The sequence below is a fragment of the Streptomyces hirsutus genome, from assembly GCF_001418415.1.
Taxonomy (GTDB): Bacteria; Actinomycetota; Actinomycetes; order Streptomycetales; family Streptomycetaceae; genus Streptomyces; species Streptomyces hirsutus.
This window is the reverse complement of record NZ_LIQT01000389.1, coordinates 1-11486: the sequence shown is the minus strand read 5'-3', so window position 1 is coordinate 11486 and position 11486 is coordinate 1. Positions and strand designations below refer to the sequence as shown.

General features: G+C 71.9%; 11 protein-coding genes and 1 pseudogene. 8 read left to right on the top strand and 4 right to left on the bottom strand.

Annotated elements, in window-relative coordinates:
- Window positions 1-916, bottom strand: a pseudogene (locus tag AOK11_RS27155) (FUSC family protein); the annotation flags it as partial.
- Between the two features lie 181 nt (window positions 917-1097).
- Between AOK11_RS27155 and AOK11_RS27150 the strand changes: the two are divergent.
- The 4 genes from AOK11_RS27150 to AOK11_RS27135 all read left to right on the top strand — a co-directional run bounded on the left by AOK11_RS27150 (window position 1098) and on the right by AOK11_RS27135 (window position 4537).
- Window positions 1098-1667 (top strand): DUF5134 domain-containing protein, encoded by a 570-nt coding sequence (locus AOK11_RS27150; protein ID WP_055596354.1) that lies wholly within the window; start codon window positions 1098-1100, stop codon window positions 1665-1667.
- A 101-nt stretch (window positions 1668-1768) separates the two neighbouring features.
- Entirely contained in the window at window positions 1769-2704 is a 936-nt protein-coding gene (locus AOK11_RS27145) for a M56 family metallopeptidase (RefSeq protein WP_055596353.1), read from the top strand.
- 130 nt (window positions 2705-2834) lie between these two features.
- On the top strand, window positions 2835-3521 hold the full coding sequence (locus tag AOK11_RS27140) for a phosphatase PAP2 family protein (protein WP_055596352.1): 687 nt from the start codon (window positions 2835-2837) through the stop codon (window positions 3519-3521).
- Window positions 3522-3721: 200 nt separating this feature from the next.
- Entirely contained in the window at window positions 3722-4537 is an 816-nt protein-coding gene (locus tag AOK11_RS27135; protein ID WP_055596351.1) for a TetR/AcrR family transcriptional regulator, read from the top strand.
- Here the strand turns inward: AOK11_RS27135 and AOK11_RS27130 are convergent.
- Window positions 4525-6027 (bottom strand): LVIVD repeat-containing protein, encoded by a 1503-nt coding sequence (locus AOK11_RS27130; protein WP_055596350.1) that lies wholly within the window; start codon window positions 6025-6027, stop codon window positions 4525-4527. The genes AOK11_RS27135 and AOK11_RS27130 overlap by 13 nt on opposite strands.
- A gap of 190 nt (window positions 6028-6217) precedes the next feature.
- On the opposite strand from AOK11_RS27130, the gene AOK11_RS27125 reads away from it, so the two are divergent.
- Window positions 6218-6886, top strand: coding sequence for a DUF305 domain-containing protein (locus AOK11_RS27125; protein WP_055596349.1), 669 nt, complete (start codon window positions 6218-6220; stop codon window positions 6884-6886).
- Here the strand turns inward: AOK11_RS27125 and AOK11_RS27120 are convergent.
- Window positions 6878-7504 (bottom strand): DUF6214 family protein, encoded by a 627-nt coding sequence (locus tag AOK11_RS27120; RefSeq protein ID WP_079035112.1) that lies wholly within the window; start codon window positions 7502-7504, stop codon window positions 6878-6880. The two genes, AOK11_RS27125 and AOK11_RS27120, sit on opposite strands and share 9 nt — an antisense overlap.
- Window positions 7505-7908: 404 nt before the next feature.
- Between AOK11_RS27120 and AOK11_RS27115 the strand changes: the two genes are divergently transcribed.
- From AOK11_RS27115 to AOK11_RS43565, 3 genes are all read left to right on the top strand, one after another.
- On the top strand, window positions 7909-8712 hold the full coding sequence (locus tag AOK11_RS27115; RefSeq protein WP_055596348.1) for a pectate lyase: 804 nt from the start codon (window positions 7909-7911) through the stop codon (window positions 8710-8712).
- Window positions 8713-8925: 213 nt separating this feature from the next.
- Entirely contained in the window at window positions 8926-10080 is a 1155-nt protein-coding gene (locus tag AOK11_RS27110) for a WD40/YVTN/BNR-like repeat-containing protein (protein WP_055596347.1), read from the top strand.
- 160 nt (window positions 10081-10240) lie between these two features.
- Entirely contained in the window at window positions 10241-10381 is a 141-nt protein-coding gene (locus AOK11_RS43565) for a hypothetical protein (RefSeq protein WP_167353837.1), read from the top strand.
- A gap of 189 nt (window positions 10382-10570) precedes the next feature.
- Here AOK11_RS43565 and AOK11_RS27105 read toward each other — a convergent pair whose 3' ends face one another.
- Entirely contained in the window at window positions 10571-11278 is a 708-nt protein-coding gene (locus AOK11_RS27105; RefSeq protein ID WP_055596346.1) for a uracil-DNA glycosylase, read from the bottom strand.
- Window positions 11279-11486: the final 208 nt, after the last annotated feature.

The following is an 11486-nucleotide window of genomic DNA, read 5'->3' as shown; positions in this document are numbered from 1 at the left end:
GGTGGGGGATGGCGCGCTCGGCGGCCACACCGAGAAGTTCGTCGGCCTCCGAGCGGGGGTCGTCGGCGCCCGGGACACGGCCCGTGCCGCGCAACGCACGGGCCTGGGCGCGGAGCCGGGCGGGGTCGGCGTCGGCCGGCGCGGCGAGCGCGATCTCGGCGCGGATGACCAGCCGTTCGAGGGCCCGGCGGGTGGCGAGGGAGCGGGGGCCGGTGAGGAGCAGACACTGCCAGGCGGCCTGCACGGCGGCGTAGGCGGAGGCACGGGCCCGCGCGTGGCCGTCGCCGGTGCCGCCGGTCTCGACGTACGCGGCGGTGGCGTTCAGGGCGTCGGCGGTGGCGCGGCGTTCGGGGCCGTGCGGCCGGACCAGTGCGGGTGCCATGCCGACCGACCAGGCCCAGACCCCGGCCACCGCGGCCAGTGCCACGTGGCCGGGAACCTGCCCGAGGGTCTGGGGGACGAACAGCGAGGCGGAGCTGACGAAGGTGAGGATCACGTTGCCGGGCGGGCCGATGCGCGTGACGTCGCAGACCACCTTCTGGACGGCGGCCAGCAGGGCGCCGACGGCGACCAGGATCACGGCGTTGCCGGTGAGCGAGGCGGCGACCAGGGCCACGGCGAGGCCGCCGACCATGCCGGCCACCACGCCCGCGAGTGCCTTGGCGCGGGCGTGGTACGGACGGTTGTGGGCGTAGAGGGCGCACAGGGAACCGGCCATGGTGTACGCGGCGAGGTCCAGTCGGCCGAGAGCGACCAGAAGCAGGCTGGGCGGTGCGACAGCGGCCACCACGCTGAAGGCCGGCTTGAACCAGATGTTGGAGGGCCGTCCGACGCGCAGCACGTCGACCAGCGGGAACCGCCGGGGCTTCGGCGCCGGCTCTTTCTCGGGGGTGGGATGGGGGGTCGCACTGCTCATAACGCGCAAGACTACCAGATCTTTTACTTGTAAAACATCTTCATGACCTGCGGTGCTCCCCCGAATGCCCCCCATGTACCCCTGTGCGCTCGCGTGCACTCCTTCGAGCGCGGGCATGCCTTGACCGACCGTGGAACGGGACCACCCGTGTGGCGGGGGCGGGCCCGGAGGGGAGGTTCGCGTGCACGGACCGGCGGCGTCCGGCTGGCTGCTGGTCGCGCTCTGCGCGGCGACCGGCGTCTACTGCCTGCTGCGGATGCGCAGCAGCGTCGAGGAGCAGCGCCGTACTGCGGGCGGCGAGGCGCTGATGGGCTTCGGCATGGCCGCGATGGCCGTACCGGCGGCGGCCTTCACACCGCCCTCGTGGGCGTGGCCCGTCTACGCGGTGGTGTTCGGTACGGCGGGGCTGCACGCCCTGTGGGCGGCCCGCGCGGGCGCCCGTCATCTGCACCATCCCCTGGGCGCCGGGGCCATGGTCTACATGGCGGTGGCGATGGCCGTCTCCCCCGGAGCGGGGCAGGGGCACACGCACGGGAGCTCGGGCCTCCCCCTGCTGACCGGCGTCCTGCTGCTCTACTTCACCGGATACGTGCTGGTCACAGGCGTACGACTGGTGCCGGTGACCGCTGCGGCGGGGAACCCGACGCCAGGGACCGGCGAGGCCTCGGGCTGGGGTGACCGGCCGGAGCTGGCGCGGGCGTGCCGGCTGTCCATGGGCATCGCCATGGTGGCGATGCTGCTGACGATGTGAGGCGGGCAGGCGGCGGCCGGCCGACGGGCCAGGCCGTTGCCTACGTCACTTTGCCCCGGTGAGCCGTACCCGGGAGTGGCGTGCGCTCATAGGCTGAACGCATGATGCTCCCCGCGGCACTGTTGCTGCTCGGTGTCCTGATCGCCGTCACCGGCCCCCGGTTGCTGGCGCGGGCCGACTGGGCGGACCGTGAGCCGGTGGTGGCGCTGTGGGTGTGGCAGTGCGTGGTCGCCGCGGTGCTGCTGTGCTGTGCCCTGTCGATGACGTTCAGCGCGGCGGCCGCCTCGGACGTGGTCGGCCGTCCCGTGTTCGCGACGGCACCGCGCGGCGTCGTGGAGGCCTACGCCCTGGGCACGGCCGGGCCCCTGGCGGCGACCACCGCGGTCGTGCTGGCGTGCGGTGGGCTGTGGACCGCGACGATGCTGGTCCGCGAGGTCGTACGGGCCCGTGCCCGGCGGCGGGCCCGCCGGGCCGAGCTTCTGGTGCGGGCGCCGCTGCTGCCCGGCGAGGAGCCCGGCGCCGGCCGGCTGGTGGTGCTGGAGGGCGAACACCCCGACGCCTGGTGGCTGCCCGGCACCCCGCCCCGGCTGGTCGTCACCACGGCCGCGCTGCGCAGGCTGAAGGGCCGCCGGCTGGACGCCGTCCTCGCGCACGAGCGGGGGCACGCGCAGGCCCGGCACGACTGGCTGCAGCACTGCTCCTCGGCGCTCGCCGACGGCTTTCCGCAGGTGCCGGTGTTCGCCGCGTTCCGCGACGAGATGCACCGGCTGGTCGAACTCGCCGCCGACGACACGGCCTCCCGCCGCTTCGGCCGGCTGACCACCGCCCTGGCGCTGGTCGAGCTCAACGAGCACCGCGGGGTGTTCGGCCCCTGCCCGTCCCCGCAGGGCCAGGTCCCCGCCCGGGTGCGCCGGCTGCTGACTCCCCCGAACCGGCTGCCGGCGTGGCACCGGCTGCGGCTGACGGCCGTGGCCTCACTGGTGCCGGTGATCCCGGTGCTGGTGGCGTTCGTACCGGGGCTGCGGGCGCTGGGATAGGGCCCGTCCGGCGTCGCACGGGGGCTTTGGGGGCGCGGGGGCTCGGAGGTGAGGTGGTGACCGGGCCGACCGGGCTGCCCGCGGGCGAGGGAACTGGCTCCGAGCCCCGTGGGTCGGCGAGTATCGCTGTATGCCCTCCCCCCACGTCTCTCCCGTCGCCCCCGAGGCACCGCTCCGCCCACCGGAGCACCGTCCGTCCGCCGCTCTCCTCGGCGTTCCGGCCGTGTGCTCGGTCCTTCTGCTGATCCTGGTCGCCGTGAAGTGGCGCCCGCTGACCGGTCTGGACCGTGACATCGCCTCGGCCTTCCACCGCTGGGCGGTCGACGAACCGGGGCTGACGCAGACGGCCCGCGTCCTGACGGACTGGGTCTGGGACCCATGGACCATGCGCCTGCTGTGCGGGGCGGTCGCGCTGCTGCTGTGGTACCGGTACGCGGCCCGGTGGACCGCGGTGTGGCTGGTGGTGACGTGCGCCGTGGGGGCCATGGTGCAGCAGGTTCTGAAAGCGGCGGTGGGCCGCGCCCGTCCCGTGTGGCCGGATCCGGTGGACACGGCCCACTACGCGGCGTTCCCTTCGGGCCATGCCATGACCGCCGCCCTCACCTGCGGCCTCCTGCTCTGGCTGCTGCGCCGGCACGGGGTGGGCCGGGCCTTGTGGGGCTGGGCCGTGGCCCTGGCGGTGCTCTCGGTCACCGGCGTCGGCCTCACCCGCGTCTGGCTCGGCGTCCACTGGCCCACGGACGTGCTCGGCGGCTGGCTCCTCGGCCTCCTGACCGCGGCCGTGGCCGTACGCGTCCATGGGCACCGGCGCTCTTGACCGCGAGAGGTCCCGGCGGCCCGCCGGGCCGAAGCCCCGGCAGCCCGGACGAGCGGGCCCGCGCCGACGGCTGCGCCGTTCTCCTCGGGCGATCCCCCGCGCCGCCCGAGGAGGACGGCAGCCCGGAAGGGACCCACGCGGGGCCCGACCGGATGCGCTGAGTATAGTTGGCTGCCAGCCAGTCAACGCAGGAGTCCAGCATGTCCCCGCGCAGCGCCTCGGTCAATGAAGAGTTGCGGAGACGTTCGAAGGAGCGACTTCTCCAGGCCGCCGTCGAGCTGGTGAGCGAGCGCGGATACGAGGCGACGACGCTCGGCGACATCGCCGACCGCGCGGGTTCCGCGCGAGGCCTGGTGTCGTACTACTTCCCGGGGAAACGCCAACTGGTGCAGTCCGCCGTGCACCGCCTGATGCACCGGACGCTCGACGAGGCGCTGGAGCGCGAACCGCGAACCGACGACGGGCAGGAGCGGATGGCGCGGGCCATCGACGCGATCCTGGGCCTGGCCCGGGACCGTCCCGTACTGATGCGCCAGCACATGGCCGGGCTGTTGCAGGCCGAGGGTTTCCTGCCCTGCCCCGAGCAGCGTCGTCTGGCGGAACTGCTGAGCGACACCGTCGCCCGGTACGGTTCGACGCAGGTCGACAGCGACTATCCGATGCTGCGCGCCCTGCTGATGGGCGCCGTGTACTCGGCCCTGGTGCCGGGTGTGCCGATGCCCGTCGCGGTGCTGCGCGAGGAGCTGTTCAAGCGGTACCGGCTCGATTGGGGACTGGGCGTCCCGCCGGACACCGAGGTGCCCGGCGGGACGGGTGCGAGCGGCCCGTCGGACCGTTTCGACGACACGGAACGGCCGGACGGATCGAACCACTCGGGCGCAACGGCCGGCTCGGAAGGTACGGGTGGCACGGACGCGCCGGACCGGACGGATGTGTCACGGTTCTTCGCGACCGGGGCGGCGCCGGAGTCCCCGGCGCCCGTCCGTCGGCCCGAGCCGGACGCTCAGTCGAAGTAGTCCGGCTGCGTCTGCACGTTGAGCTCACGCAGATGGACCCCGCGGGCCGGGTCCGTGCGCCGGTCGTCGATCTTCAGGACGTCGAAGCCCTTGGCGATGTCGTTCGAGTAGATGTAGCCGTTGTAGTAGTACGCCGACCACGAACCGCCGGTGACGAGCTGGCCGGTGCTCAGCGGACCCCGCTCGAAGTAGGCGATCTCCTTCGGCTTCGAGGAGTTGGTGAAGTCCCAGACGGAGACGCCGCCCTGGTACCAGGCCTGGACCATGATGTCCTTGCCCTTGACCGGGATCAGCGAGCCGTTGTGGGCGACGCAGTTCTCGGTGTCGGCCTGGTGACGCGGGATCTTGTAGTAGCTGCGGAAGACGAGCTTGCTCCTGTCGCCCTTGCCGACGACGTCGTAGATGCCGTTCGCCCCGCGGTTCGGTCCGATCTCCGCGTTGCAGGTGGCGGCGCCGCCGCCGCCCAGCTCGTCGGTGAAGACGATCTTGTCGGCCTTCTGGTTGAAGGTCGCGGAGTGCCAGAAGGCGAAGTTGACGTTGTCCTGCACCCGGTCGATCACCTTGGGGCGCTCGGGGTTCTTGATGGAGAACAGGATGCCGTCGCCCATGCAGGCACCGGCGGCCAGGTCCTTGGAGGGCAGCACGGTGATGTCGTGGCAGCCCGTGGTCTTGGAGACACCCGGGTTGGTGGGCCCGCCCGGGTTGCCGCCGCCGTCGGGGCCCTCACCGGGGAACAGCACCGGGAATCCGACCACGGCCGCCTTGTGCGGGGCCTTGCGCGGCACCTTGATGACGGAGATGCCGTCGTGCGGCGGCTGGCAGTCGGGGTAGGCGGCGTTCGGCGAGTACGAGGAGACGTAGAGGTAGACGTTCTTGCCCTCGGGGACCAGCGTGTGGGTGTGCGAGCCGCAGGCGGTCTCGACGGCGGCGACGTAGCGCGGGTTGCGCTTGTCGCTGATGTCGAAGACCTTCATGCCCTCCCACGAGGACTTCTCGGTCACAGGCTGCGTGGTGCTGTTGCAACTGTTGTCGCTGCGCGAGGAGTCGGTGGAGAGGAAGAGCAGATCCCCGGAGACGGTGATGTCGTTCTGGGATCCGGGACACAGCACCTGGGACACCGTCTTCGGCGACTTCGGGTTGCTGATGTCGTAGACGGTGAAGCCGTCGTAGTTTCCGGCGAAGGCGTACCGGCCCTGGAAGGCCAGGTCCGAATTGGTGCCGGGCAGCGCGTCCTTGGGGACGTGGGCGACATGGCGGATGTTGGCGGAGTGGACGACCTCGTCCTGGGCGGGTATCTCGCCCTGCGCGATGGCCTCGCGCGCCTCGGCCTGCGCGCTCTTCGACATCTCCTTCGAAGCGGGCGGCGCGTCCCCGGGGTCGGGGATCGCCGCGGCCGGCGCGGCGGTCAGGAGCGCGGCGAGCAGCCCACCGGCCGCTGCGGCAACTCCCAGCCGTCTGCGCCGGGTTCGGGGAACATTCAACAGGATCACTGTTTTCCTCCCTTGTCCCGTTCGGCTCGGAACGGGTTCTGCTCCGGCAGTATGGTCCTGAGCATGCGCATATCAACAGTGGGCAACACACTCGCAACGAAGTTTTTTGATCACTGACGTGCGGAAGCGTGCTAGGACAGTCGTCAGCACTCACGAGGTGTCGTGCCACCCGCCTGCCACAGGAGGTCTCGTGTTCCACCGCCGTGCGTCACGCGCGTCCGTCGCCGCGACCGGGCTGATCGCCCTGGCCGTACTCGGGCTCACGGGCTGCGACTCCGCCACGGACGACGCCAAGTCGGCCTCGGCGAGCGGCCCTTCGGTGATCGCGCCGGGCGAGCCCGGAGAACCGAACCGGACCCTGTCGGCCGAGGAGGCGGCGGAGCGGCGCGTCGAGGACGACTCCCCCAACTCCGCGGACGTCTCCTACACCCGCATGATGATCGAGCATCACTCGCAGGCCCTGGAGATGACCGACCTCGTCGCGGACCGCGCCGAGTCGACGAAGATCGTCAAGCTGGCCGAACGGATCGCCGCGTCCCAGCAGCCGGAGATCAAGATGATGGAGGGCTGGCTGACGAAGCACGGCAAGTCCGGGAAGGCCGACGGCCACGACCACGGACACGACCACGCGACGATGCCCGGGATGGCGACCCCGGCTCAGCTCAAGAACCTGCGCGCGGCCGAGGGGAAGGCCTTCGACCAGCTCTTCCTCACGCTGATGATCACCCATCACGAGGGGGCGATCACCATGGCCACGGATGTGAAGGCGCAGGGCAACAACATTCAGGTCGAGGAGATGGCCGACGACGTGGTCGCCCAGCAGACGAGCGAGATCACCCGGATGCGCTCCCTACTCTGACGGCCGCCGGACGTGACGCGGAGTCAGCAGGCCCGCGTCGCGCGCCCGCCCGATGACCCTGAGCGCTCCGCGCCGGCTGTATCCGGTCGCGCACATCACGGCGAGGACCGGATCGGTGCCCTCCTCCTGGGCCGCGCGGTACTCCCGTGCCACGAGGCGCCTCCCCACGGGCTCCCGTGGCCGGACCGCACGGCTCCGGCGCTCCCCCGCACCGGGCGGCCGGGCCCGGACGACGGAGCCGCCCTCGGAGTCCGGCGCACCGCCGGGGGCCGGTTCGCCGTCGGCCGCCTGCCCGCTCCCGGCAGCCGGTTCGATGCCGGGGGCCGGGGCGCCCCGGCCGCCGGCGCCCGGTCCGTCACCGGCTGTCGCGTCGTCGTGGCCCGGCCCGCCATCGGCGCCGCACGCCCGTGCGAGCGGCCCCTCGATCCAGTCGGCGAACAGCGCCAGGTCCTCCAGGGAGAGCGCGGGCCGGGCCCGCACGTCCTCGACGCAGACGCAGAGCCCGGAGACCAGGGCGAGCGCCTCGACGCCGGCCCCGTCCGCGAAGTCGAGCCGCACATGGAACCAGCGCGTCGCATGCCCGCCCTCCCGCACCTCCCAGGCGGGCCACACGGACACCACCCCGTCCGCCGGAGAACGATCGGAAAGATGGAGAAAAGATTCCTCGAGCACGCGCGCCACGTAATCACGTGATCACTTTCCATACGAACAAACACGCACTCCGGTCGGCGGACGGCACCCTGTCAGCGCAGCGGATGCCGTCGGGACCGTAAGAAGCGCCCCCTCCTCGCGCACCCCGCACCGCCGAAGGCGAAGGACCCCGGGAACACTCCGTCGCCGCCCGCTCGGCACCCGATGCTCCCGCTCGCGCCGGACGGCCGAATATGGATGTCCAAGGCGTTGACCAGAAAGCGCTTACCCTCTACGTTCCGTTCAGCGATGTGAACGAGGCCGGGCGGCCTGGCGCCTCCGCGCCCTCCGCATCGCCGCATCCCCCACACCACGAGAGAAGGAACCGGGACATGACTTCCGCGACACGACCACGCGCCCGCGGGCGCGCACTGACCGGAGCGCTGGCCACCCTCGGCCTCTCGGTTGGCATGATCATGACCACCGGAGCGTCCTCGGCGAGCGCCGCCACCTGGCCGACTCCCAACGGCAGCGAGGGCGTCTCCTCCACCATCTCGGTGTCCGGCACCAAGGACTACGGGATGAAGCGCCTCTACGGCACGGGCGACCTGGGCTCGGGCAGTCAGGACGAGGACCAGGGCCCGATCCTGGAGCTGGCGGACGGCGCGGTCCTGAAGAACGTCATCCTCGGCGCCCCCGCGGCCGACGGTGTCCACTGCAAGGGCTCCTGCACGCTGCAGAACGTGTGGTGGGAGGACGTCGGCGAGGACGCGGCCACGTTCAAGGGCAAGTCGTCGTCCTCGGTCTACACCGTCAGCGGCGGCGGGGCCAAGGAAGCCAGCGACAAGGTGTTCCAGTTCAACGGCGCCGGCACGCTGAACGTGTCGAACTTCGCGGTCAAGAACTTCGGCACCTTCGTGCGTTCCTGCGGCAACTGTTCGACGCAGTACAAGCGCACGATCAACCTCAACACCATCGAGGTGAGCTGGAAGGGCAGCAGGATCGCCGGCATCAACACCAACTACGGCGACAGCGTGACCCTGCGCAACATCAAGATCGTCGGGGACAGCAGCAAGAAGATCATCCCCTGCCAGAAGTACATCGGCAACAACAGCGGTTCCGAGCCCAGCAGCAACGGATCGGGCCCTGACGGTACTTACTGCAAGTACGCGTCGTCCGACATCACCTACCAGTAGGACCACCGGCGGCAGCCCCCCACGGTGAGGGCGGCGGCCGTGCACGGCGCCCACGCGGCGCTGCGCACGGCCGCCGTCCGCGTCCGGAGGGCCGGCCCGCACCCGCCCACCGCCCGTGCGCCGACCGGGTCGTGGTGCGGTCCGCCGCACCTGCCTCGTGTTCCGCCCCTCCGCTCCGACCTGCGTCGGCGCCTGATCCTGAGGGGACTGTCAGTGGTGGGGTGCAGACTGGCGGATGTCCGGAACGAGGGCGTCGTCGAAGACGTCACGGAGGTGATCGGCATGTCCGAGGTACTGCTCGCCGTGGGCACCCGCAAAGGTCTGTTCATCGGGCGTCGGCGGGGTACCGCCTGGGAGTTCGACGAAAGCCCCTACTTCAACGCCCAGGCGGTGTACTCGGTCGCCGTCGACACCCGCGGTCCGGTACCGAGGCTGCTGGCCGGCGGTGACAGCGCGCACTGGGGCCCGTCCGTGTTCCACTCCGACGACCTGGGCCGGACCTGGACCGAACCGGCACGGCCCGCCGTCAAGTTCCCCAAGGACACGGGGGCGTCGCTGGAGCGGGTCTGGCAGCTCCATCCGGCGGCCGCGGAGCCGGACGTGGTGTACGCGGGCACGGAACCGGCCGCGCTCTACCGCTCGGAGGACCGCGGGGAGACCTTCGACCTGGTCCGGCCGCTGTGGGAGCATCCGACCCGCTCCGCATGGGTGCCGGGCGGCGGCGGTGAGGGCCTGCACACCGTGCTGACCGACGAGCGGGATCCGCGGGCGGTGACGGTCGCCGTGTCCGCGGCGGGCGTGTTCCGCACGCTGGACGGCGGTTCGAGCTGGGCCCCGTCCAACTCCGGGGTCTCCGCGGTGTTCCTGCCGGATCCGAACCCGGAGTTCGGCCAGTGCGTGCACAAGGTGGCCCGGGACGCGGTGACCCCGGACCGGCTGTATCTGCAGAACCACTGGGGTGTGTACCGCAGCGACGACGCGGGCGCGCACTGGACCGACATCGGCGCCGGGCTGCCGTCGACGTTCGGCTTCGCGGTCGTGGCCCATCCGCATCGGGGCGACACCGCGTACGTGTTCCCGATCAACGCCGACTCCGACCGCGTACCGGCCGACCGGCGCTGCCGCGTCTACCGCACGACGGACGCGGGCCGGAGCTGGCATCCGCTCGACGCGGGCCTGCCGCAGGGCGACCACTACGGCACGGTACTGCGCGACGCGATGTGCCACGACGGCGCCGACCCGGCGGGCGTGTACTTCGGGAACCGCAACGGCGAGGTGTACGCGTCGGCCGACGACGGCGACAGCTGGCAGCAGCTCGCCGCGCATCTGCCGGACGTGCTGTGCGTCCGGGCCGCGGTTCTCCCGTGAAACGAATCGGCTGAAGCCCGAAGGGCCGTACCCACCGGCCTCGAAGGTGCGGCCGCTTGCCGCAGGGCAGCCCTGAGACGGTGAACCGGAAGCACGACCTCACTGTCCGTGTGCCGTCACGATTCCGCACGGACGGAAGGTCCGCGTCTCCGGCTCCGACGTGGACAGCGAACCGATCGAGGCTCCGCTGCCCGCCGGGATGAGCTTCCTGAACATCGACGACAACCCCGCGGTCACGTTCTGGAACGCCGGCCGCGACAAGGCCGAGGAGTGCATGTTCAACGCCGCCGGCCGCAACTGACCCTCGGTCCAGGGCTGCTTGCGCCCTCCCGCACGTCGCACGGACCAGGACGGACCGGGTGGGAGGGCGCACGGCCACACCGTCGACGACCGCGGGGGCGGCTCGCGACCGGTGCTCACGGCGTCCGGGGCCCGAAGGCGTCGGCCGCTCGGGCCCCGGAGCCCGGCCGGGCCCTCTGGCCCGACCGCGCTACCCGGCCGGCGCGTTCGCTTCCTGGGCGGACGGCAGCCGCCAGTCCACGGGGGCGGCGCCCTGCCGGACCAGGTAGTCGTTGGCCCGGCTGAACGGGCGCGAGCCGAAGAAGCCGCGGTCCGCCGACATGGGTGAGGGGTGCGCCGACTCGATCGCCGGATAGTCCCCGAGGAGCGGGCGCAGATTACGCGCGTCCCTCCCCCACAGGATCGACACCAGTGGCCCGCCCCGCGCGGCGAGGGCGCGGATGGCCTGCTCGGTGACCTCTTCCCAGCCCTTGCCCCGGTGCGCGGCGGGCTTGCGCGGGGCGGTGGTGAGCGCCCGGTTGAGCAGCAGGACGCCCTGCTCGGTCCACGGGGTCAGATCACCGTTGGCGGGCCTGGGCAGGCCCAGATCGGTGTTCAGCTCCCGGTAGATGTTCTCGAGACTGCCCGGCAGCGACCGCACGTCCGGCGATACCGCGAAGCTCAGCCCGATCGCCATTCCCGGTGTCGGATAGGGATCCTGACCGACGATCAGGACCCTTACCTCGTCGAAGGGTTGCTGGAACGCCCGCAGGACGTTCGCTCCCGCCGGGAGGTACGTCCGGCCGGCCGCGACCTCCGCGCGCAGGAAGTCCCCCATGGCCGCGACGCGTCCGGCCACCGGTTCCAGGGCCTTCGCCCAGCCGGGCTCAACAAGTTCGTGCAAGGGTCGTGGTGCCACAGTGGATCACTCTACTGGCTCACACCGACACCCCTGGCCCAGCAGCCCGCTTCATGCCTCGGGAACGCCCTGAGGGCGCTACCCTACCTCCCCGTCGAGGTCGAGGCCCGGGAAGAGAGGGGGAGCCCGTTGCGTCCGTCCGACAACGGTCCGCCGACGAGCGGCCCCCCGAGGAGCGGTCCCCCGGCCGGCGGTCCGCCGGCCCGGC